28 protein-coding genes are annotated in these 21,471 nt (G+C 63.1%); 10 read left to right on the top strand and 18 right to left on the bottom strand.

Going from position 1 to position 21,471, the window contains the following annotated elements; genetic code table 11:
- Positions 1-363 (top strand): calcium-binding protein (locus tag FJ424_RS25835; protein WP_281405448.1); only part of this gene is annotated, 363 nt, incomplete at its 5' end.
- Positions 364-602: 239 nt separating this feature from the next.
- Here FJ424_RS25835 and FJ424_RS25830 read toward each other — a convergent pair.
- A complete protein-coding gene (locus FJ424_RS25830) occupies positions 603-1,664 on the bottom strand; it encodes a site-specific integrase (RefSeq protein ID WP_140657890.1) in 1,062 nt (353 codons plus the stop codon).
- 115 nt (positions 1,665-1,779) lie between these two features.
- On the opposite strand from FJ424_RS25830, the gene dusA reads away from it, so the two are divergent.
- Positions 1,780-2,778, top strand: a complete 999-nt coding sequence (dusA, locus tag FJ424_RS25825; protein ID WP_140657888.1) for a tRNA dihydrouridine(20/20a) synthase DusA — start codon at positions 1,780-1,782, stop codon at positions 2,776-2,778.
- Positions 2,779-2,785: 7 nt separating this feature from the next.
- Here the strand turns inward: dusA and FJ424_RS25820 are convergent, their stop codons facing one another.
- Both FJ424_RS25820 and FJ424_RS25815 read right to left on the bottom strand, forming a co-directional pair.
- Positions 2,786-3,490, bottom strand: coding sequence for a TIGR02281 family clan AA aspartic protease (locus FJ424_RS25820; RefSeq protein ID WP_140642630.1), 705 nt, complete (start codon positions 3,488-3,490; stop codon positions 2,786-2,788).
- A 10-nt stretch (positions 3,491-3,500) separates the two neighbouring features.
- Positions 3,501-3,731 carry a DUF1289 domain-containing protein gene (locus FJ424_RS25815; protein ID WP_140642628.1) on the bottom strand — a complete coding sequence of 77 codons (231 nt, stop codon included), beginning with the start codon at positions 3,729-3,731 and terminating at the stop codon, positions 3,501-3,503.
- 166 nt (positions 3,732-3,897) lie between these two features.
- On the opposite strand from FJ424_RS25815, the gene FJ424_RS25810 reads away from it, so the two are divergent.
- Positions 3,898-4,893, top strand: a complete 996-nt coding sequence (locus FJ424_RS25810; RefSeq protein WP_140657886.1) for a nicotinate-nucleotide--dimethylbenzimidazole phosphoribosyltransferase — start codon at positions 3,898-3,900, stop codon at positions 4,891-4,893.
- A gap of 17 nt (positions 4,894-4,910) precedes the next feature.
- Here FJ424_RS25810 and FJ424_RS25805 read toward each other — a convergent pair whose 3' ends face one another.
- On the bottom strand, positions 4,911-6,434 hold the full coding sequence (locus FJ424_RS25805) for a HAMP domain-containing sensor histidine kinase (RefSeq protein WP_140657884.1): 1,524 nt from the start codon (positions 6,432-6,434) through the stop codon (positions 4,911-4,913).
- A 76-nt stretch (positions 6,435-6,510) separates the two neighbouring features.
- On the opposite strand from FJ424_RS25805, the gene FJ424_RS25800 reads away from it, so the two are divergent.
- The 4 genes from FJ424_RS25800 to FJ424_RS25785 all read left to right on the top strand — a co-directional run bounded on the left by FJ424_RS25800 (position 6,511) and on the right by FJ424_RS25785 (position 9,036).
- Positions 6,511-7,134, top strand: coding sequence for a thermonuclease family protein (locus FJ424_RS25800; RefSeq protein WP_140657882.1), 624 nt, complete (start codon positions 6,511-6,513; stop codon positions 7,132-7,134).
- Between the two features lie 44 nt (positions 7,135-7,178).
- Positions 7,179-7,790 (top strand): glutathione S-transferase, encoded by a 612-nt coding sequence (locus FJ424_RS25795; RefSeq protein WP_140657880.1) that lies wholly within the window; start codon positions 7,179-7,181, stop codon positions 7,788-7,790.
- Positions 7,791-7,800: 10 nt separating this feature from the next.
- Positions 7,801-8,436 carry a uracil-DNA glycosylase family protein gene (locus FJ424_RS25790; RefSeq protein WP_246677351.1) on the top strand — a complete coding sequence of 212 codons (636 nt, stop codon included), beginning with the start codon at positions 7,801-7,803 and terminating at the stop codon, positions 8,434-8,436.
- A 108-nt stretch (positions 8,437-8,544) separates the two neighbouring features.
- Positions 8,545-9,036 carry an Lrp/AsnC family transcriptional regulator gene (locus tag FJ424_RS25785; RefSeq protein ID WP_140642616.1) on the top strand — a complete coding sequence of 164 codons (492 nt, stop codon included), beginning with the start codon at positions 8,545-8,547 and terminating at the stop codon, positions 9,034-9,036.
- Between the two features lie 45 nt (positions 9,037-9,081).
- Here FJ424_RS25785 and FJ424_RS25780 read toward each other — a convergent pair whose 3' ends face one another.
- The 13 genes from FJ424_RS25780 to moaA form a co-directional block, all read right to left on the bottom strand.
- Positions 9,082-9,654, bottom strand: a complete 573-nt coding sequence (locus tag FJ424_RS25780) for a DUF3299 domain-containing protein (protein WP_140657876.1) — start codon at positions 9,652-9,654, stop codon at positions 9,082-9,084.
- 64 nt (positions 9,655-9,718) lie between these two features.
- Positions 9,719-10,297, bottom strand: coding sequence for a GNAT family N-acetyltransferase (locus FJ424_RS25775; protein ID WP_140657874.1), 579 nt, complete (start codon positions 10,295-10,297; stop codon positions 9,719-9,721).
- Positions 10,257-10,961 (bottom strand): DNA alkylation repair protein, encoded by a 705-nt coding sequence (locus tag FJ424_RS25770; RefSeq protein WP_140657872.1) that lies wholly within the window; start codon positions 10,959-10,961, stop codon positions 10,257-10,259. Before FJ424_RS25770 ends, FJ424_RS25775 begins: the two co-directional genes overlap by 41 nt.
- 8 nt (positions 10,962-10,969) lie before the next feature.
- Positions 10,970-11,839, bottom strand: coding sequence for an NAD(P)-dependent oxidoreductase (locus FJ424_RS25765; RefSeq protein WP_140642607.1), 870 nt, complete (start codon positions 11,837-11,839; stop codon positions 10,970-10,972).
- Positions 11,840-11,949: 110 nt separating this feature from the next.
- Entirely contained in the window at positions 11,950-12,774 is an 825-nt protein-coding gene (locus FJ424_RS25760; RefSeq protein ID WP_140657870.1) for an ABC transporter permease, read from the bottom strand.
- A complete protein-coding gene (locus tag FJ424_RS25755; protein WP_140657868.1) occupies positions 12,771-13,487 on the bottom strand; it encodes an ABC transporter permease in 717 nt (238 codons plus the stop codon). Before FJ424_RS25755 ends, FJ424_RS25760 begins: the two co-directional genes overlap by 4 nt.
- Before the next feature lie 78 nt (positions 13,488-13,565).
- Entirely contained in the window at positions 13,566-14,351 is a 786-nt protein-coding gene (locus tag FJ424_RS25750) for an ABC transporter substrate-binding protein (RefSeq protein WP_140657866.1), read from the bottom strand.
- Positions 14,352-14,502: 151 nt separating this feature from the next.
- Complete coding sequence (gene mobB, locus FJ424_RS25745) at positions 14,503-15,018, bottom strand: molybdopterin-guanine dinucleotide biosynthesis protein B (protein WP_140657864.1); 516 nt, start codon at positions 15,016-15,018, stop codon at positions 14,503-14,505.
- The gene (mobA, locus tag FJ424_RS25740; RefSeq protein ID WP_140657862.1) at positions 15,015-15,647 is read right to left on the bottom strand and encodes a molybdenum cofactor guanylyltransferase MobA; all 633 of its coding nucleotides are present in this window, start codon (positions 15,645-15,647) and stop codon (positions 15,015-15,017) included. Before mobA ends, mobB begins: the two co-directional genes overlap by 4 nt.
- A gap of 4 nt (positions 15,648-15,651) precedes the next feature.
- Positions 15,652-16,572: a DMT family transporter gene (locus tag FJ424_RS25735; RefSeq protein WP_140642594.1), complete on the bottom strand. Its 921-nt coding sequence runs from the start codon at positions 16,570-16,572 to the stop codon at positions 15,652-15,654.
- 124 nt (positions 16,573-16,696) lie between these two features.
- Positions 16,697-17,053: a hypothetical protein gene (locus tag FJ424_RS25730; RefSeq protein WP_140642592.1), complete on the bottom strand. Its 357-nt coding sequence runs from the start codon at positions 17,051-17,053 to the stop codon at positions 16,697-16,699.
- 162 nt (positions 17,054-17,215) lie between these two features.
- Positions 17,216-17,659 carry a hypothetical protein gene (locus FJ424_RS25725; protein ID WP_246677350.1) on the bottom strand — a complete coding sequence of 148 codons (444 nt, stop codon included), beginning with the start codon at positions 17,657-17,659 and terminating at the stop codon, positions 17,216-17,218.
- A gap of 55 nt (positions 17,660-17,714) precedes the next feature.
- The gene (moaA, locus tag FJ424_RS25720) at positions 17,715-18,710 is read right to left on the bottom strand and encodes a GTP 3',8-cyclase MoaA (RefSeq protein WP_140657860.1); all 996 of its coding nucleotides are present in this window, start codon (positions 18,708-18,710) and stop codon (positions 17,715-17,717) included.
- Between the two features lie 196 nt (positions 18,711-18,906).
- On the opposite strand from moaA, the gene FJ424_RS25715 reads away from it, so the two are divergent.
- Both FJ424_RS25715 and FJ424_RS25710 read left to right on the top strand, forming a co-directional pair.
- Positions 18,907-19,260: a DUF971 domain-containing protein gene (locus FJ424_RS25715; protein WP_140657858.1), complete on the top strand. Its 354-nt coding sequence runs from the start codon at positions 18,907-18,909 to the stop codon at positions 19,258-19,260.
- Positions 19,261-19,352: 92 nt separating this feature from the next.
- Positions 19,353-19,964 carry a pyridoxamine 5'-phosphate oxidase family protein gene (locus FJ424_RS25710; protein ID WP_140657856.1) on the top strand — a complete coding sequence of 204 codons (612 nt, stop codon included), beginning with the start codon at positions 19,353-19,355 and terminating at the stop codon, positions 19,962-19,964.
- A 12-nt stretch (positions 19,965-19,976) separates the two neighbouring features.
- On the opposite strand, the gene FJ424_RS25705 is transcribed toward FJ424_RS25710, so the two are convergent.
- Positions 19,977-20,429, bottom strand: a complete 453-nt coding sequence (locus tag FJ424_RS25705) for a MarR family transcriptional regulator (RefSeq protein ID WP_140657854.1) — start codon at positions 20,427-20,429, stop codon at positions 19,977-19,979.
- A gap of 47 nt (positions 20,430-20,476) precedes the next feature.
- Here FJ424_RS25705 and FJ424_RS25700 point away from each other — a divergent pair, with 47 nt between their 5' ends.
- Positions 20,477-21,385 carry an alpha/beta hydrolase gene (locus tag FJ424_RS25700; RefSeq protein WP_140657852.1) on the top strand — a complete coding sequence of 303 codons (909 nt, stop codon included), beginning with the start codon at positions 20,477-20,479 and terminating at the stop codon, positions 21,383-21,385.
- Positions 21,386-21,471 lie beyond the last annotated feature (86 nt).

Below are 21,471 nucleotides of genomic sequence, written 5' to 3'. Positions count from 1 at the left end.
GTCGAATCCGGCGCCTACAATGACAATGACGAACTGGACTTTGGTACGGGCATCGATGCGAACGAGCTATGGTTTGCCCAACAGGGCAACAATCTCGTGATCTCGGTGCTGGGCACAACCGACAAGGTGACGGTCAGCAACTGGTTCGCAGGGCCGGGGAATGTCGTCGAGGCCATTAAGTCCGGTGACGGCAAGGTGCTGAACCAATCCGATGTGGCCACTTTGGTCGCCGCCATGGCTGGTTTTGATCCGGCGACGTCACCAACGGGCTCAGGCATTCAGCCCAATGATCCGCGGCTCGGCGACCCGAACCAGGTTGGCACGATTGCAGCAGCAGTGCAGCATACGTGGATGGCGGCCTGAGGCACAGAGGGTGGTGCACTATCGCTGCACCACCCCCATCGCAGCCCGCCCGGACGCTCATTTCTCTTACACAACTCCTTGCACATTGATTGGAAAAATGCCAAATATCGCTGTGTAAACAAGATGATGTGAGAAGGCTATTCGGTCTCCAAACCGCTGCTCCTTCGAACCCCGGCCGTAGTTCCGCGATCAGCGGGCTGAGAGCGGTCCGACTAACGCTGCCGCCCCTCTCACCTCAACTAGGCAGCCTTCGCAGCGTGGATAGTGTGAAGCGCCTCGGGCTTTAGATGTGTGTATCGTCGCAGCATTTTCCAGTCTTTATGCCCTGTAACCAGCGCCACCTGTTCGATTGTGAACCCAGCTTCGAACAGGCGACTCGTTCCTTCGTGCCGCAAGTCGTGAAAATGAAGGTCTCGGATGCCAAGGTCAGTGCACCCCCGACGGAAGGCGGTGCCGACTGACCTATGGTTGAACGGGAAAATGCGATCATCGTCATTGCTTCGCTTTGCGCGCTGCTCCTCAACAATGGCCCATGAATCGTATCCAGTTGCCGCGAATAGCGGGATGCGCTGATTGTTGCCTTTCTTATTGCGTGGGTCTTTGCGGTCGCGGATGAGAAGCATCCGCGTGCGAGAATCCAGGTCGGACCAACGCGCCTTGCAAATTTCCTCCTGACGCATCGCGGTTGCAACGGCGAAACGTATAATGCGGCCAACCGGCGCTATCTGAGGAGGGTTTGATTCGAAGTGAGCAACTAGCCGGTCGAGTTCATCCTGGGTGGGTCGCCTGTCGCGCTCACATCCCTTGCCGATAAGGCCGAGGCGCTTAAGTGCGATGCGCGCGAGATCGACGGGCTCGACCTTCACCGGTAGACCGTGGACCGCCGCGGCATGAGACAGGACAAGTTTTATAAAGCCGATGTCTATGCTTAGCGTCATCGGTCCAGCACCTTGGGCAGCCCGGTCGCGGCCGAAACGAATGAGCCGTTCGCGATCGAGAGCCGCGATGTTGCACTTGCCGAGATGTCTTTGGAGCATAGCGAGGGCCGCGGCCTTGGAGCGGCGAGGGGACTTGCCTACATCGCACATGTCGTCGATATGAAGGTCGATGAGTTCGCCGAAGGTCTTAAGGCGCGCTATACGGGACTTGATCGGCGTCTCTCCGCGATCGACTTGCCGCTCGGTTTCGGTCGCCCAGCGGCGCGCGTCGTCTCGGCGCAGGAAGGTCTCGCTGACATAGCGACCCTTGCGACGGACTTGGACACGCCAGGAACCGGACGAGAGCTTTGTGTAGGTGGCCATTTTTTCGTGTGCGCTCCGTGTGCACTGAGAGATCGAAACGTGGCGAAAAGGATCGTACTCTGGCGTAAATTCGTGTGCACTTGGCAGGTTCTAACGATTTGATGTTAAAGAAAAAATGCTGATAAATCAACATCATAGAGTGACCGTGGCCCCGATGATGGACTGGACGGATCGGCATTGCCGGTTCTTCCACCGCCAGTTGACGCGCCGGGCTCTGCTCTACACCGAGATGGTTGTGGCCGATGCCGTCATCCATGGCGCTCGCGAGCGGCTGCTCGGCTTCGATGACGCTGAGCATCCGGTTGCCCTGCAGCTTGGCGGATCGGATCCGGCAAAACTCGCCGAGGCGGCGCGGATCGGCGAGGCCTTCGGCTATGACGAGGTCAACCTCAATGTCGGCTGCCCGTCCGACCGCGTCCAGTCGGGGACGTTCGGCGCCTGCCTGATGAAGACGCCGATCCTGGTCGCCGAATGCGTCGCGGCGATGAAGGCTTCGGTGAAAATCCCCGTCACGGTCAAATGCCGCATCGGCGTCGACGACCAGGACCCGGAGCCTGCTCTCGATATGCTTGCCGACAGCGTTCTCGCCGCGGGCGCCGACGCGCTCTGGGTGCATGCCCGCAAGGCCTGGCTGGAGGGGCTGAGCCCCAAGGAGAACCGGGAAATTCCACCGCTCGACTATCCGCGCGTCTACCGGCTGAAGGCCAGAAAGCCGAACGAATTCATCGGTATCAATGGCGGCATTCAATCGCTCGCCGAGGCGTCGGCTCATCTCGGGCATGTCGACGGCGCGATGCTCGGCCGCGCGGCCTATCACACGCCCGGCATCCTTGCCGGCGTCGATGCCGCCTTCTACGGCGAGGCGGCGACCACCTTCGACCACGCGGCGCTGATCGACGCCATGGCCGGCTACGCGGCGCGCCATATCGAGCGGGGCGGGCGGCTCGGCCACATTACGCGCCACATGGTCGGACTGTTCCACGGCTTGCCTGGCGCGCGCCGCTTCCGGCAAATCCTGTCGACGGATGCGAACAGGCCTGGCGCCGGGGCGGAGGTGTTGGAGACCGCGTTTTCCGCGATTGATCTCACGGCCGCGGAAGCAGAGGCAGCCTGACCTTTGATCAGTCCCGCAGGATCATGCGGTCGCCGCGCACGTCGAAGCCCGACAATGAACCGATGAAGTTCATGCCGAGCAGGCTTTGGTCCAACATGCCGGGCGCAGCGACCATCACCGACATGTCCTTGCGCACGATGCCGCCGATCGCCACCTCGTCGGTCTTGACCGTCGCCGCGCGCGCCATGCCGTTGGCGGTGGAGACGTCCACGCTGTAGCTGAGCGCCGCCGGGTTGAACCCTGCGGCCTGCGCATCTTCGGACGTCAGCACCGTGCTCGTCGCACCCGTGTCGACCACGGCGCGCACCGGGGTGCCGTTGACCAGGATGCGGGCCTCGAAATGGCCGTTGTCGGCCTTGTCGAGCGTGACGGTCGGGCGGCCGTTCTCCACGCCGAGCGCCAGCGGGCTGCCCGGGACGAGGCCGGCGGTCACGCGGCTCGCGACGTCCTGCAGTTCGTAGCGATACTGGTAGCCGGCGATCAGCACGAGCACGAACGCGGCCCAGACGCCGAGATTGCGCGCCATGTCACCCATCGGCCGGCCGGAGCGGAGCAGGCTCGCGCCGATCACCATGACCAGCACGCCGACCCAGATCAGCCGGCCGAAATCGTTGTTCGCCATGCCGAAGGTGTGGCCGGCTGAATTGTTGAGCATCAGCAGCACCAGCCCGACGCCGATCACCGCCATGACGATCCAGAACAGCCGGTTCATCGGTTTCTTCTCACAAGACGCCGCGCTCGCGCGCCATGCGGCTGCGCCGGGTTTCACGACGCGGCCGCCGCTCGACCGTTTCGAGCCGCGCCGGCAATTCGGACATCACCGCCCGGCGCGTTTCGGGGGTCATCGTCAGCCAGCCGGAAATCTCGTCGCGCGTACGGCCGCAACCGAAGCAGAAGCCGGTTTTCATATCGATCGAACAGACCAGGATGCAGGGGGATTCGATGGCGGACATGCTGTTCTCTTGCCTTTATTCCACATGGTGCAACCGCCGGAGCAATGCAAGCCCTCCGCAATGCGCCACAAGGCAACGCGTTCGCGGCATCGTCAGGCGGTTGTGCCGGCTGGAGAAGGCGGCTATGCCGCTTGCGATTTCCGCAACGGACCGCGACCGACATAAAATGACCGCAACGCCTTTCGACGATTTCCGAAGCCTCCTGGCGGCGTTGCCGCCTGCCGATGACGCGGCGGCGGCCCGTGTCCGCGCGCTGTTCGCCAAAGCGGAAAAGCCGAAGGAATCGCTCGGCCGCATCGAGGACATCGCGGCCTGGATTGCCACCTGGAGCGGACGCGCGCCGCCGGCGATCAACCGGCCGCTGATGGCGATCTTCGCCGGCAATCACGGCGCCGTCAGGCACGGCATTTCGCCGCGTCCGGTGGCCGCGACCGCCAATGAGGTCGAACTCTGCGCCGCCGGTGGCGCCGCGATCAACCAGGTCTGCGTCGCCAACGATCTCGGCCTGAAAGTCTTCGACCTCGCCTTGGACATTCCCACGGGCGACGTCACCGAGGAAGCCGCGCTCGACGAACGCGGCTGCGCCGCGACCATGGCCTTCGGCATGGAGGCGGTGGCGGGCGGCGCCGATCTTCTGTGCCTGGGCGATCTCGGAGTCGGCAATTCGACGATCGCCGCCGCTCTTTGCGCCGCGCTGTTCGGCGGCAACGGGGCCGATTGGGTCGGGCCGGGGTCGGGCGCCGACGCTGCGATGACCGCGCGCAAGGCCGAGGTCGTCGATCGGGCGCTGGCATTCCACGGTTCCGGCCTGGGCGATCCGCTCGAGGCCTTGCGCAGGGTCGGTGGGCGCGAGTTCGCGGCGATCTGCGGCGCCATTCTGGCGGCGCGCATGGAGAAGATTCCTGTCCTGCTCGACGGGTTCGCGGCGACCGCGGCGGCCGCTGCCCTTTATGCGGCCAATCCTGGCGCGCTCGATCACTGCCTGCTTGCCAGCCTATCGCCGGAGCCCGGCCACGCCAAGGCGGCCGAACGGCTCGGACTGCGGCCACTGCTCGATTTCAGCATCAGCCATGGCGAAGGGGTAGGGGCCGCTCTCGCCGCCGGAATCGTCAAGGCCGCGGCGTTGACCAGTTCCGGCATGGCGATGGCTATCCGGCTTTAGAGCCGACAGGGATTGCCTCAGCGGCGCCCCCGCGCCGCAACGGTCTTGGTCGGCAAAGCCGGCAATTCTTCCATCACCCGGCTCAACGGGAAAATGGCGATCGCCTCGGTGCCCTCACGCAGCTTGGAATGCAGCTCGAACTCGCCGCCATGCATGGCGAGCAGGCCCTGCACGATCGGCAGGCCGAGGCCGGTTCCCTGTTCGGCGCTCTTGATGGCGATGGAGCCCTGGCCGAAAGCGGAAAGCACCACCGGGATTTCCTCCTCTGGTATGCCCGGTCCGTTGTCCTTGACCGAGATGTACTGACCGCCGCCGGCGGTCCAGCCGACGCGTACGCGCACTTCGCCGCCGGACGGAGTGAACTTGATCGAATTGGACAGGAGGTTGAGCGTGATCTGCCTGGCTGCGCGCTCATCGGCGAAGAGCCGCGGCAAGGTCTCCTCGAATTCCTGGATGACGCGGATGTCCTTGTTGCGGGCACGCAGCTCCATCATGTGGCAGCAATCCTCGACTATGGTCACCAGCACGACCGGCTCCTCGTTGAGCTGGTAGCGGCCGGCCTCGATGCGCGACAAATCGAGGATCTCGTTGATCAGGTCGAGCAGGTGCTGTCCGGACTCGTGCACGTCATGGGCATAGTCGCGGTAGGTCGGATTGTTCATCGGCCCCAGCACTTCATTGGCCATCACTTCGGAGAAGCCAAGGATGGCGTTGAGCGGCGTCCTGAGTTCGTGGCTCATGGAGGCGAGAAAACGCGATTTCGCCAGATTGGCGTCCTCGGCGCGCCGCCTTGCCTCGTCCGACATCGATTTGGCCGTCTCCACCTCGGCGATCAGCGCGTCCTTCTCCGAGCGGAAGGAGAGCAGCATCAACGACGCCCGGTTGAGATGACGCGCGACGTAGCCGAAGAAGGGAAGCGCGGCGATAAGCAACGCCGCCATCGTGGCTTCGATCGGCGTCCACAGGCGCAGGATGGTGTAGACGTAAACGGCAACGGGAATTGTAAAGGTGGCCAACAGCGCACCGCCAAGCGAGGAGGCCATCACGGCGGTCGTCGCCATGGCGACCAGCAGCACCATGGCCTTGGCCACATGGAACTGGTCGATCTGGCAGGTGTCGCAGCCGATCCAGGCGAACCACGCCCAGCCAAGGCCGCACAGGAAGTGGCCGATCAAGAAGTCGCGGCGCGTCTGCGCCGGGTCGAGTTCGGCTGCCTCGGTTCGCTCCACGCGACGCGCCATGAAAGCGACGATCGCGTAGCAAAGCAGCATCGACAAGGCCCAGATGGTGACTTGGCTGTCCAGGCCCGCCAGCCGACCAACGGCCGCCACGGCGAGCACGAGCAGCGGGATCGCGACCGCGCCGACCACCATGGCGCGCGCATGCAGTTTCAGCAGTTCACGGTCGAAGTCGAGGCTGCCAGCCTGCTGCGAGAGGCGGTCGCGCGTCTTGCGCACCGCGCGCGCCACATCGCTGTTGCGGTGCGGTTTACGGCGGTCCACAATAAATTTATCCGCTGTGTTCGAGCGTTGCAAAGGCATACAGACTTCAATTTCTGCGCGCAGCGACTGTCAGTTCGTTAAGCTACGTTCGAATGATTAAGAGACTGTTTGCCATATGAGCCGTTTCGGGCCGCGAGGACCGCGCCGACGCTACGCGGCAAGCTCGCCGCGAAGCCTCTGGCGCAAGCTGCTGGACTATGGGCTGGCCTTCCTCTTGCTCGGATTGCTTATCCTGGTGGCGGCCCGCCTCGACCGCTTCGAAACACGCAGGGAGCAAGGCACGGCGATCGTCAATGACGGCGATTCGATCACGCTCGGGACCGAGCGCATTCGCATGCGCGGCATCGACGCTCCGGAGTATCAGCAGACCTGCCAGAAGGCCGGCGCCGAGTATCCCTGCGGCAAGCTGGCGCGGCAGGCGCTGGTACGCCTGATCGCCGGCAGGCCTGTTTCCTGCAGCGGCTGGCAGCGCGACCGCTACGGCCGCCTGCTCGGCGATTGCAGGGCAGGTGACGCCGACCTGAACCGGGCCCAGGTGCAGGCCGGATGGGCGGTTGCCTTCGGCGACTTCGAGACCGAGGAAGCGGTGGCGAGAGCGGCCAAGGCCGGCATCTGGGCAGGCGCCTTCGAGGAGCCGCAGCAATGGCGTGACAGCCATCACAGTGCGCCGGTCGAGAGAAAGCACGGCATGCTGGCCTCGTTCGGCGACGTGCTGCGCGAATTTGTTCGCTTCTGGTGATGGGCGGAGCCGCCTATGATCCGATGGAGAAGCTGGAGGATGGAATGAAGTTGTTCGATGGCGGCCGAGCGCCCAACCCCCGGCGCGTGCGCGTCTTCCTTGCCGAGAAGGGACTGGCGGTGCCGCTGGTGCCCGTCGACATGGGCGCTCTGGAGCATCGCGGCGAGCAGGTGGCGCAGCGCAATCCGCTGCGGCGCCTGCCTGTGCTCGAGCTCGACGATGGCACTATCATCACCGAATCGATCGCCATTTGCCGCTATTTCGAGGAGTTGCATCCCAAGCCCGCGTTGTTCGGCACGGGCGCGCTCGGCAAGGCCATGGTCGAGATGTGGCAGCGACGCATGGAACTGAATCTGATGGCCAGTGTCGCCGCCGCGTTCCGGCACATCCATCCTGCGATGAAGGAATGGGAAGTGCCGCAAATCCCGGAATGGGGCGAGGCCAACAAACCGAAGGCGATCGAATTCCTGCATCTCCTCGACCACGAATTGGCGGAGCGCGAATTCGCCGCCGGCGATAGCTACTCGGTCGCCGACATCACCGGCATGATCGCTATCGATTTCATGAAGCCGGCACGCATCAGGGTGCCGGAGGAGTGTACGAATGTGCTGCGCTGGTACGCGGCGCTTACAAGCCGACCGAGCGCAGCGGCCTGAGCGACAACAATTGGATAGTCAGCCTGATAGGAGAGAAGCGCTGGAGCGCCTCACCGCCAGGGTGCGGACCTGCCGCATCTGCGTCAAGGAGCCGCTTGGGCGGCCTTTACCGCATGAGCCGCGGCCGGTGCTGCAGCCGTCCTCCACCGCGCGGGTCCTGCTTGCCGGCCAGGCGCCGGGCACAAAAGTGCATTTGTCGGGCGTGCCGTTCACCGACGCCTCCGGAGACCGGCTGAGAAGCTGGCTCGGTGTGAGCAGCGATGAGTTCTACGACACCGAAAAATTCGCTATCGTTCCGATGGGCTTTTGCTTTCCCGGACAGGACGCCAAGGGTGGCGACTTGCCGCCGCGCCGCGAATGCGCGCCGGCCTGGCGCGCTCAATTGATGGCGCTGATGCCGCAGATCGACCTGGTTCTGACCATCGGCGGCTATGCGCAGGCCTGGCATATGGGCACGACACGCCTGCCGTCGCTGACCGAGACAGTCAGGAACTGGCGCGCCATATGGGATGGACCGGCCGTCCCGAAAGTGCTGCCGCTGCCGCATCCATCCTGGCGAAACACCGGCTGGCTGAAGAAGAATCCCTGGTTTGAAATGGATTTGCTGCCCTTCCTGAGGTCGGAAATCCGCTATCGCATCGATTAGGCGTCTTGCAAGAAATCACTCGCTTTTGCCGCCATCGGCAGAATTTCTTTCTTGTGAAAGGCTTGGATAAAAGGGACTATAGCCAAACTATTCCCCTGGAGCTTCCCAATGGATCGTCTCGACAGAAAAATTCTCCGCCTCCTGCAGGAGGACGCGACGCTCGCGGTCGCCGATGTCGCCAAGAAAGTCGGCCTGTCGACCACGCCGTGCTGGCGGCGCATCCAGAAGCTCGAGGAGGAGGGCGTCATCCAGCGGCGCGTTGCCATTCTCGACCATGTGAAGGTCAATGTGCGCGTCACCGTCTTCGTGTCGATCCGCACCAATTCGCACAGCCATGAATGGCTGCGGCGCTTCTCCGAGGTCATCCAGGAATTCCCGGAAGTGGTCGAGTTCTACCGCATGAGCGGCGATGTCGATTACCTGCTGCGCGTGGTGGTTCCGGATATTGCCGCCTATGACGCTTTCTACAAGCGGTTGATTGCCAAGATCGAGATCCGCGACGTCTCCTCGTCCTTCGCCATGGAGCAGATCAAATACACGACCGAGATCCCGCTCGACTACATGGTGCTGGACAAGGAATCGGGCGCGAACGCCGCGTGATCACAGGGTGCTCGCCGATTCCCGCACTTGAGTGGGGCGGCGAGCTTAGTTCTTCTTTTTGTTGAGGAAATTCCACGGCGAGTTGACCGGCAGCGTGACCGTGTCCGGCACGCTGTCGACGCTTGCCACCTCGGCCCTGCGCACCGTGTAGCCCGACTGGACGATCGAGACGCCGTCGAGGATGAAGAGCTGGCTCTTCTCCATGCCGGGCTTCAGCACGCCGGTGACGGCGACCGGCTCGTAGGTCTCTTTCATCTTGTAGGGATGCGCCGGCGTCACCAGCACGATCTGGTTCGGCGGCGGCGTCGGCATGTGGCTGCAGGCGCCTGTCCACGGCACCAGCAGGAACTGGTAGACGAGGTCGCCATCGCGATCGACTGGCAATGCATAGCCGGCTAATTGTATCGTCTTGTCCTGCAGATTGAGCGACAAGGTCTCACCGTGGTCTGGCAGTTTTGCCGCGATCATCGGCAGGTTCGCGTCCTCGGCAATGGCTTGCGTGGCTGGGCGCAGGTCCTTCCACAGGATATGCGCGACATCGGCCGCGGCATCGGCTCCCGAGGCAGCGAAGAGCAGCCCGGCGACCAGCGTCGCGCACGATCTGAAACGCTTGTTCATGGCCGCTCCATCCTCCGCCTGTCCATTGGCGGAATCGAGTAAAAGCGTCGTGACCGGTCCGGGCTCAACGGTTCAGCCGCATCAGATGCCGACGCGTGCCGGCGGTGCCGATTTCATGGAAGCCTCGCGCGGTGAACATGTCGCGAAAACCCATGAAGCGATAGCTCGGCGCCGCCTGGTCGACGGGATAGGCCTCGATGATGCGTGCGGCTTTGCGGAAGGCATGGTCGATCGCCGCATCGAGCAGGGCGGAGGCCAGCCCGTCGCCGCGCAAAGCCCTCGGCACATAGAAGCAGACGATCGACCATATGTCGGTTTCGGTGTCGTCCTGCTGCTTCGAAAGTTTCCGGTAGGTTTCGCGCGGCGCGACCGAGCACCAGCCGACTGGTCTGCCGCCCAACTCGGCGACGATGCCGACCGGGGTGCCGGCATCGATGAGCGCCATCATCATGCGCTTCTTCTCATCGTTCTCACTGTGCTCGCGGCTGGAATGGCGCCAGGCCATGCACCAGCAATATTTCGGCGCGCCCGGCTGCTCGAACAGGTTCTCGAAGCTGGCCCGCGTCTCCGGCGTCACCTCGACGAAGCGAATCCCGGCAAGGTCAGGCTTTTGCGGCTGCGAGCCTTTCGAGCTGTCTGGCATCGGTCAGTTCCTTCACCGCATCCTTGCCGATCCAGCGTGCCGTCTTGTCGGACGATGCCGCCAGTTTTTCTGCGAGCGCAAGGGCAGGGGCGTGCAGGCTCATCGACCGCTTCCCGGTCTGCCGCAACGCCCAATTGACCGCCTTGCGGACGAAATTGCGCGGATCGCCGGCATGTTTCTCGATCAGCGGCAGATAGGCAAGGAAGGTCGCGTCCGGCTCTTTCTTGAGATGCACCGCGCTCCAGGCCAGCATGGCGAAGGCGGTGCGGCGGACGAATTCGCGTTCGTCTTCGGCAAACTCGTCGATCAGTTCGCGCCAGAATGGCGTTTCGGCGAACAGGTCCGCGACGGTGTCGACGATCTCCCAGCTGTCGAAATCCGCCGCCCAGCGCCGGCATTGATCGATGCCGACCTTCTTCGGCTCGCCGGTGAAGGCCGCCATCAGCCGCGCTTCGCGGACACCGCTGTCCCACAGCAGAAGCGATCGCTCGTGGTTCTTCTTCAGTTTGCGCGCCAGCGGCCGCAATTCGGAATTGCCGACGCCGAGCGCGCTCGTGGTGTTGATGCCGAAGCGCGCCATGCCTGCCCGGTTCGCCTCGGTGCCGATCGCGCGCAAATGAGCGACGATGTCGTCGGCGCTCCAGCTCGGATCGGGCAGGGCCATTGCGTCGCCTATTTTTCGAGGCGCGCCAGCAGCGACGACGTGTCCCAGCGCTTGCCGCCCATGTCCTGCACATCCTTGTAGAACTGATCGACAAGCGCCGTCACCGGCAGCTTGGCGCCGTTGCGGTTGGCCTCCGCCAGACAGATGCCGAGATCCTTGCGCATCCAGTCGACGGCGAAGCCGAAATCATATTTGCCGGCATTCATCGTCTTGTGGCGGTTCTCCATCTGCCAGGAGCCGGCCGCTCCCTTGGAGATCACCTCGATCACCTTCTCGATGTCGAGCCCCGCCTTCTTGCCGAAATGGATGCCTTCGGCCAGCCCCTGAACGAGGCCGGCAATGGCGATCTGGTTGATCATTTTCGTCAGTTGGCCGGCACCCGCCGATCCCATCAGGCCGACCATGCGGGCGTAGGCGTCGATGACGGGCCTCGCCTTGTCGAAGGCGGCCTCATCGCCGCCGACCATGACGGTCAGCACGCCGTTCTCGGCGCCAGCCTGGCCGCCGGACACCGGCGCGTCGAGGAAGGAGAAACCCGCCTTGCGCGCGGCTTCGTCAAGCTCACGCGCGACCTCGGCCGAGGCGGTGGTGTTGTCGATGAAGATGGCGCCTTTCTTCATCGCGGCGAAGGCGCCGTTCGCACCGGTGGTGACCGAACGCAGATCATCGTCATTGCCGACGCAGGAGAAGACGAAGTCCTTGCCTTCGGCCGCTTCGGCCGGCGTCAGCGCCAGTTTGCCGCCATGCCGGGCCACCCACTGCTCGGCTTTTGCCTTGGTGCGGTTGTAGACGGTGACGTCATGGCCACCCTTGTTCCTGAGGTGCCCGGCCATCGGATAGCCCATGACGCCAAGACCGAGAAATGCCACCGATGCCATGAGCTACCTTTCGCAAACGAAATTTCAGTTGCGGAAGCTCTAGGCCTTGCGGCGAATTCGTCAAGGCGCGGGGAGCCGCATCGACTGGCCCAGGCCCACGCGGTTTCGGCCTAGCGGTGCAGGTGGACAGTGATGCGCCGCTCGATCCATTCGACGCCGTGGCGCAGGATCTCGACCATCACCAGATAGACGATCGCCACCCAGATATAGGCCTGGATGTCGAAGGATTTTGCGTAGGCGAGCTTGGCGTTGCCCATCAGGTCGTAGACCGTGATGATGGCGACGATCGCCGAAGCCTTGATCATCAGAATGAGTTCGTTGCCGTAGGGCCTGAGCGCGACGATGATCGCCTGTGGCAGGACGACTTTGCGCAACGTCTGCAATTTGTGCAGGCCGAGCGAGGCCGCACCTTCCCATTGGCCGCGCGGCACGCTTTCGATAGCGCCGCGCAGGATTTCGGCCTGATAGGCGGCGGTGTTGAGCGAGAACGCAAAGACGCCGCAATAGAAAGCTTCGCGGAAGAACCACCACAGCCCGACCGTCTCAAGCTCCGGCCGGAACGAGCCTACGCCGTAATAGACCAGGTAGGTCTGCACGAGCAGCGGCGTGCCGCGGAAGAAGTAGACATAGCAATAGGCAAGCCCGGACAGGATCCTGTTCTTCGACATGCGGCCGTAGGCGACGGGAAACGACAGGATGGCACCAAGGACCATCGAGATGGCGACCAGCGACAGCGTGGTGCCCAAGCCTTGAAGATAGGCTGGCGCGTATCTGGCGAAGAACGCGGCGTTCCATGCGTAGACCAGATAGGCAACGATGCCGACGCCGAACAGAATCCAGATGCCGACCAGCGCGGAGCCAAGGATGCGGGCTCGCGGCCAGCCGCGCGCTTGCGGCGGCGGCTTGTCGATGGCGATAGCCTGGCTGACGCTCATCGCGCCTCCCTCCGTCCGAGGTGGCGCAGGATGTAGCTCGTGGCGATCGACGACAGGACGGCCAGCGCCAGGAAGATCAACGCCGCAACGCTGTAGAACAGGAAGGAATGTTTGGTGACGCGCGCCGCGACGCCGGATTGGCGCAAGGTTTCGGCCAGATTGACCACCGAGACCAGCGAGGTGTCCTTGAGCAGGCTCAGCCAGCAATTCTCCAGGCCCGGAAAAGCGATGCGTATCAGCTGCGGCAGGACGACGAGCCGCATCGTCTGCCATTTCGACAGGCCAATGGCGTAACCGCCCTCATACTGGCCTTTCGGAATGGCACGAAACGCGGAGAGAAAGACCTCGCTGGCGTAGGAGGAGAAGATCAACGACAGCACGATCATGCCGGCGATGAAGCTGTTGACGTCGATCGTCGCGTCGGGATTGAACAGCCGCACGACATATTGCAGGAGAAGCGGCATGCCAAAGAAGAACAGGAACAGTGTCACCAGTTCGGGCAGACCGCGAAAGACGGTGGTGTAGATATTGCCGGCCAGGCGCAGCGACGGCTCTTCATGCTGCTTGGCGAAGGCGACGAAAAAGCCGATCACCAGGCCAATCGGCAGTGTGGCAAGCGCCAGCGCAATGGTGACCAGAACGCCAGACGCAATGTCGTCACTCCAGCCATCCGGTCCCCAGCTGAGAAGTGTCCAAATGCTTTGGGCCGGCATTGACGGGTCGTGTCTCCGTGGCGATCTCGGAAGGATTTAAGGGCGGCAAGGGATGCCTCACCGCCCTTGGCTTGTCGATCAGGATTCGGCGCCGTAGACGTCGAACTTGAAGTATTTGTCGTTGATTTCCTTGTACTTTCCGTTCTTGCGGATGGCGTCGATCGCGGCATTGAGCTTGTTGACCAGATCGGTCTCGCCCTTGCGCACGGCGATGCCGGCGCCCGGTCCGAAGATATCGACCGGCTGCGGCGAAGGCTGACCGAGGATCTTGCAGCAGGCGCCGTCCGGCGAATCCAGCCACTGCTGCAACACGACGATGTCGTCCTCGATGGCGTCGAGACGGCCATTGGCGAGGTCGGCCTGTTCCTCGGGGCTGCTCGGATAGCCCTTGATGGTGCTGTCGGTGTAGGTCTTCGAAGCATAGTTGTAATGCGTGGTCGTGGTGGCGACGCCGATGTTCTTGCCGGCGAGGTCTTCCTTGGTCACGCCCTTGAGCGGCGAATCCTTCGGCACGGCGATGGCCGACGGGGTGTTGTAGTATTTGTGGGTGAAGTCGACCTTCTCGGCGCGCTCGGGCGTGATCGACATCGAGGCGACGATGGCGTCGAACTTGCCGGCCTGGAGCGCCGGGATGATGCCGTCCCAATCCTGCGCGACGAAGGTGCACTTCACCTTCATCTCGTCGCAGAGCGCCTTGGCGATATCGATGTCGAAGCCGACCAACTGGCCGTCCGAGGTCAGGTTGTTGAAGGGCGGATACGCGCCTTCGGTGCCGATCCTCAGGGTCTTTTCCTGAGCCTGGGCGACGCCAAGTGTCAGCAGCGCGGCCGAAGCGGCAAGCGCGATACGCAGTGCAATACGCATGATAATCCTCTCATATTGTCATGGCCGCTGTCCCGTGCGGCTCTTGTGGGCGGAGCTTCTTTACCGCCCGCTGAGGCAGATACTCCCACTCTTTCCAAGAAAAAAGCAACTGCAAATCAACGCCAAACGACAATCAGGATGTACCGCTGCGTTACTTGGTTTGAGCCACGAGACCTGTGCTGCGCTCGACAAAGTCGGCTATCGATTTCGTGTCATCGAGATCGAAAACCGGCAACGTTTCGCCTTCGACTGTAAAGTCGGCGGCAATGGCGACAATGTTGGGATCATTGGCCGAAAGCGGCGTCCGGTCCTTGGCTTCGAGCCGCCTTGCCTCGATCTTCTTATGCGCTTGGCGCTTATAGCCTTCGACCAGCACGATATCCGAGGGCGTCAGGCGCGCCAGGATGTCGTCCAGCGTCGGTTCGTTCTCTCCGCGCAATTCGTGCATCAGCGCCCAGCGCCGGCCGGAGACGATCGCGACCTCGGTGGCGCCCGCCTGCCGATGACGGAAGCTGTCGGCGCCCGGCTTGTCGATGTCGAAGTCATGGTGGGCGTGCTTCACGGTCGAAACCGTCCAGCCGCGCGCCACCAGTTCGGTGACCAGCTTTTCCGTCAGGGTCGTCTTGCCGGAGTTCTTCCAGCCGGTGATGCCGAATACGCGTCTCATGGTCCGAGGCTTTGCAACAGACGCTCCGCCGCCGCAAGGTCGTCCGGCGTATTGACGTTGAAGAACGGATCGATCTTCTGGTTGCCGGCCTCGATCATGGGGAATTCGACCTCGACATAGCCTTGGCGCTGCATGAAGTCCGAAACCCGCCGGTTGTCCTCGTCGACCATGTAATGACGCAAGGCGTCGCGCAGGCCGAGCGGCCAAAGCGCGAAGGTCGGATGCCATCTGCCGCCCGAGCTGGCGACGGCGATCGCGCCAGGCCGGTCGTGAACTGCCGCGACCAGGCGCTCGACGAGGTCGCCGGGGAAGAACGGCGTGTCGCCGGCGGCGCTCATCAGCCACCGGCAGCTCGTTTGCGTCGTCGCCCATTCGAGGCCGGTGAGAATGCCAGCCAGCGGCCCGGCATGGCCCGGCACCGTATCCTCCAGCACCGGCAGGTCCAGGGCGGCAAACCGCGCCGGATCGCCGTTCGCGTTGAGCCCCAGGGTCGCGACCTGCGACTTCAATCGGCGGGCGACATGATCGATCAATCTGTCATCACCAAGCGAAAGCAACGGCTTGTCGCCGCCGCCCATCCGGCGCGACTGGCCTCCCGCCAGAATGATCCCCGCAACATGTCGGTCCATCGGCCTATATGCCGTCCGGCGCCATGTCGGGTCCAGCGCTTTCAGCGGCGGGTTGCTGCTTGCCGACGACGCGCTCGCGGTAGAGCGCATAGAGGCCGGAGCCGATGATGATGACTGCGCCGACGATCATGGGCAGGTCTGGGACGTCGCCGAAGATGACGAGGCCGAGCAGGATCGACCAGAGCAGGGCGGTGTAGCGGTAGGGTGCGATGAAGGAGATGTCGCCCGAGCGCATCGCCATGATGATGAACTGATAGCCGATGAGCACCAGCACCGCCGCCAATGCCAACAGAGCTGTCGCCTTGCCGCTCATCGGCGTCCAGCCGCCCATCGGTGACAAAAGCAGCGCACCAAGGACCGTCATGGCAAGCGCGGTCGCCGTCGACACCAGCATGGTCGGGATCGCCTCGGGGATGCGCTTGGTGGAGAGGTCGCGCACGGCGCAGCAGGCGACGCTGGCCAATGCCACCAGCGAATAGACACTGAACCCTTCGAAACCCGGCCGCACGATGATGAGCACGCCGACGAAACCGGCGGCAATGGCGGTCCAGCGTCGCCAGCCGACGCTTTCGCCGAAGACCAATGCCGCGCCCATGGTGACCGCCAGCGGCAAGGCCTGCATGACGGCCGAGACATTGCCGATCGGCAGATGCGCAAGCGCGATGAGGAACGACACGGTGGCGCCCGCTTCGCCGGCGACGCGCATGGCCACCATCGGCTGCAGCATGGCGGCCGGATTGGCAAGCGCGCCGCGCCGCCAGGCCAGCAGACCGACGAAGAAGGATGCGAAGGCGCCGCGCACCAGCATGACCTGCGCCATGTTCATCGATTCGGAAGAGAATTTGGTGATCGCGTCGTTCAAGGTGAAGCCGACCATGGCCACGATCATGAACAGCGCGCCGCGCAGATTTGGCGAGAGAGGCAAAGGCGTTTCCGGATCCTATTTTAATTCAGCCGTCTAGCAGGCAGCCGGAAAACAGCAACGGCAAAGAAATGGGCCACGAATTTCTGCGTGGCCCATGAGATCGATCTGCCGAGCTCTGGAAGGCTTACTTCGGCGTCAGGACTTCGGTGCCGTTCCCGTTCTGGCCGGCAATGGTCCACAGCCCGTGCAGGGAGCCGTCCTTCTCGATCTTGTAAACGACGAGACCGATCTCCTTGCCCATCGCATAGCCGGCGGAAAATGCATTGTCGTTACGCATGCAGATGCCGTCCGAGGTCGAGCCGCCGGTTTCCCAGTGGATCGTGCAGGTCGTGTCGCTGGTCAGCGTGATGGTTGCCTCGCCGCCGTATTTCGAGCCGTCGAAATTGGTGCCGGCAACGTTGTAGGTGCCGCCGATCGACTGAGCCGCGGCCGATACGGAAGCAACCCCGAGCATTGCAAGTGAAAGCATGAATGTGCGCATGTGCACTCCCCCTAGCGCGAAAAACGCGCCGCGAAGGCTAGGCCGGAAAAGCTTGGCGGTAAATCGGCGGGAAGGTAACGCGGGCGCTTTATTTTCAGGGGAGCCGGCTGGCCTCAGGGGCCGCGCAGGCTGTTGGCGATGGCGCCGACCAGCGGGTCGTATTTAGCCTTGAGCGCGGCGGGATACTCGATCCAGACGGTACGTATGACGTCGTCCTTCCCGAACAGGCGCCGCTTGTAGAAGATCCTGCCGTCCCTGGTGCCGGAAAGCAGCCCAGTTCTTGCCGGTCTTGCTGTAGGTGATCTTGTAACCCGGTTCGGTGCTGGCTTTCTCCTGGGCGACGAAACCTTGCGGCGTGTCGTTGTCGACATTGTAGATGCCGGAACAGGTCAGGCTGGCGCGGTCGGCGCTAAGCCATTGCTGCCCGTCGCCATTTTCCGGCTCGGGCATCGGCTTGTCGAAGATTTCGTCGGGGAATGTGCATGACTGGCCGAACCGCGCATTCACGTAGGTGAACGGCTTGGCAATCCCGGCTGTCGTGACAATAGCAGACAAGGACAAAGCCATCGCCAGTGACAACCAGCCGATACGATGCAGATGTTGCATGATCCCCCCTTCGGTCGATGACCAGAAGAGATCATGCATCAATCAGTGGAAAAAATCAGCCGCCGGTGACGCTCATATGCCGCGACACCGAAGGGCGGCTGGTGCGGCGGTCGATGATGAAATCATGGCCCTTGGGCTTGCGGCCGATGGCCTCGTCGATGGCCTCGCCGAGCAGTTCGTTGCCTTCGGAGGCGCGCAGGGGCGCCCTGAGGTCGGCGGCGTCCTCCTGGCCGAGGCACATATAGAGCGTGCCGGTGCAGGTCAGCCGCACGCGGTTGCAACTTTCGCAGAAATTGTGCGTCATCGGCGTGATGAAGCCGAGCCGGCCGCCGGTCTCGGCGACATGGACATAGCGGGCGGGGCCGCCGGTCTTGAAAGGAATATCGGAAAGCGTGAACTGGCGTTCCAGCGACGCGCGCAGTATCGACAGCGGCAAATACTGATCGGTGCGGTCGGCCTCGATCTCGCCCATCGGCATCGTCTCGATGAGGGTGAGGTCCATGCCGCGGCCATGCGCCCAGCGCATCAGTTCGGGGATCTCGGCGTTGTTGAAGTCGCGCAGCGCAACCGCGTTGAGCTTGATCTTCAGCCCGGCCTTCTGCGCGGCGTCGATGCCTTCCATCACCTTGCCGAGATTGCCCCAGCGCGTGATCTGGTGGAATTTCCCGGCATCGAGCGTATCGAGCGAGACGTTGATGCGCTTGACGCCGCAATCGGCGAGCTCTGCGGCGAAGCGCGAAAGCTGCGAGCCATTGGTGGTCAGCGTCAGCTCTTCCAGGGCGCCGCTCGCGAGATGCCGCGACAGCTGGCGCACCAGATGCATGATGTTCTTGCGCACCAGCGGCTCGCCGCCGGTCAGCCGCAGCTTCTTCACGCCCTTTTCGATGAAAACGGTGCAGAGCCGGTCAAGCTCTTCCAACGACAGCAGATCCTTCTTCGGCAGGAAGGTCATGTCCTCGGCCATGCAATAGGTGCAGCGGAAATCGCAGCGGTCGGTGACCGACACGCGCAGATAGCTGATCGTGCGACCGAAGGGGTCGATCATGTCCATTTGCAAGCGTTTCCCATGGCCTGAGCGGCGTCGTTATATATAGCTATGTGATACGATCCAATGCCGCATTCAAGATAGAATGTCTCGATCTTTGGTAACATTCCCCGACCGACATCGCGTGTCGGCTGCTTCCTAATGATCCTTTTCGGATCGCGCGAAGCGGCGTAGGGAAGGGCGCAACCCAGACAGGACAGCCATGACCGCGCCAAAGGAACTCAGGGTCTCGAAGGACCGCAAGCTCTTGACCGTGACCTTCCCCGGCCACCAACCGTTCGAATTGCCGGCGGAGTTCCTGCGCGTGGCCTCGCCATCGGCGGAGGTGCAGGGCCATTCGCCGGAGCAGCGGGTGACGGTGCCCGGCAAGCGCAATGTCGCGATCCTCAAGATCGACCCGGTCGGCAATTATGCTGTGCGCATCACCTTCGACGATTTCCACGACACCGGCATCTTCACCTGGAACTATCTGCATACGCTCGGCCACGAAAAGGACGAGCGCTGGAACGCGTACCTTGCCGAGCTGGCCGAGAAGGGACTGAGCCGAGATCGCTAGCCTGGCGCATGGCATCCAATTTCGGCAGCCGGCTGTCGTCAAGGCGTCATGGACATGGAGTAGCGCCGGCAAAAGGTCAGGAGGCGAAAAAGATGTCGCTCATCACATCCGTCGAACAGCTCGAGGCCCTTTACGGGTTGCCGAGCGAGGCTTCGGTCGTCAAGGAGCTCGACCATGTGATTCCCGAATATGCCGCCTTCATCGAGGCGTCGCCCTTCGTGGCGCTGGCGACCAGCGGGCCGGAGGGACTCGATTGTTCGCCGCGTGGCGATCTCGGGGGCTTCGTACGCATCGTCGACGACAAGACACTGATGATGCCGGACAGGCGCGGCAACAACCGCGCCGATTCGCTGAAGAACATCATTCGCGATCCGCGCGTCGGGCTGCTCTTTCTGGTGCCGGGCTCGGGCACTACGCTGCGCGTCAACGGCCGCGCTCATATCACAACCGATGCCGGGCTTTGCGCGTCCTTCATGGTCGACGGCAAGCCGGCTCGCTCGGTCACCGTCATCGATGTCGACACGGTCTATTTCCAATGCGCCCGCGCTATCGTGCGCTCCGAACTGTGGAACCCGGCTAGGCATGTCGATCCGAAGTCGCTGCCGACGCCCGGCCAGATCCTCGAGGTCACCAGCCGCAAGAACATCGACGCCGCGGCCTATGACAGGGAATGGCCGGAGCGGGCGAAGAAAACCATGTGGTAATCGGAAGCCGGCTCAGGCTTCCTTCAGCACGTCGGCGATCTTGCGCATCTGCTCGCCGATCATGTCGCACTGCTCCGGCGTCGATTGGCTCATCGCCTTCTCGATCAGCGCCATGTGAACCTTCAGCGCCTTCATCAGCAGGGCTTCGCCCGCCTCGGTCAGGTTCAGCCGCAGCACCCGCTTGTCCTTCTCGTCGCCCTCGCGGCGAAGCAGGCCGCGCGCCTCGAGCTGCGGCAACAGCATGGTGATGTTGGAGCGGCCGACCAGCAGCTTGCGGGCAAGATCGTGCTGCGACATGCCTGGGTGGCGATAGAGGTTCATCAGCACGTCGAGTTGCGGCGGCTTGAGGTCGAGCGGGGCGAGCTTCACCGCCAGCGTGCGCTCCAGCACATGGCAGGCGCGCGCCACCGCAACCCAGTTGCGAAAGCGAGGATTGTCCCAGGGCAGCTCTTGTTTAATGTTCATGTTTGAACTATTATGTTCATGCTTGAACGAATGGATGGATCGCCAATATGGCATCATTTGGATTGAAGGTCATCCGCGGCGTCTTTGGCGCGGCCGAGCATGTCATGCCACGTCTCGGCGGCCGCGCCGCATTCGAATTGTTTTGCCGCACACCCAATGCCAGATCCTTGAGCGACGGTGAGCGTCGTGCTGTCGACCGCGCCTCGGACTTCATGGCCGAGGCGCGCCACCACCGGCTGAAGACCAGGACGGACTGCGTGGCGGTGCATGAATTCCGCCCGGAGCCGGGCAGGGAGTCTCGCGGAACGGTGCTCGTCATCCATGGCTGGCGTTCGCGCACCGAATATATGCGCGCCCTGATCGAAGGGTTTCGCGGCGCCGGCTACAAGGTCGTCTCGCTCGACCTGCCCGGGCATGGCCATTCGCTCGGCCGCCATCTCAACATGGTGACCGCCGTGGACGCGGCGCGGGTCGCCGGCGAATGGTTCGGGCCCTTTGCCGCGGTCGTCGGCCATTCCTTCGGCGGCGCGATTGCCGCCAATGCCGTCGCGGCATCGGTCAAGGGCATGCCGCCGCTTAAGGCGCAGAAACTGGTGCTGATTGCCGCGCCGAGCTCGCTGCCTGCAATCTTCGACGATTTCAGCGACATGATGAATGTCGGGCCGCGCTCCCGCGTCGCCATGGCGGATCGGGTAAAATATCTGTCGGGCCGGCCGCTCAGCGAATTCACCGGCGACCGCCAACTTGCGGAGGCGCCGGTGCCGACGCTGATCATCCACGCGCCGGACGATCGCGAAGTCCATGCCGACCATGCGAAGCGTTACGCGGGCGCCGGAGAGCATGTCCACCTGCATTGGGCCAATGGGCTTGGCCATCGCCGCATCCTCGCCGACAGGGAGGTCGTTGCGCGCGCGGTCGGTTTCGTGACCGGGCAACGCGAAACGACACTGCACTAGATCGTGATGGCGTTTCGTTGAATCGCCGTCACGATCTAACTTTTTGTTGGAGCATGATCTTTCCCCGAAACCGGTTCCCACTTTTC

Source organism: Mesorhizobium sp. B3-1-8, from assembly GCF_006439495.1.
Lineage (GTDB): Bacteria > Pseudomonadota > Alphaproteobacteria > Rhizobiales > Rhizobiaceae > Mesorhizobium.
The sequence above is the reverse complement of the archived record's forward strand: the minus strand, read 5'-3'. Positions and strand labels throughout refer to the sequence as shown.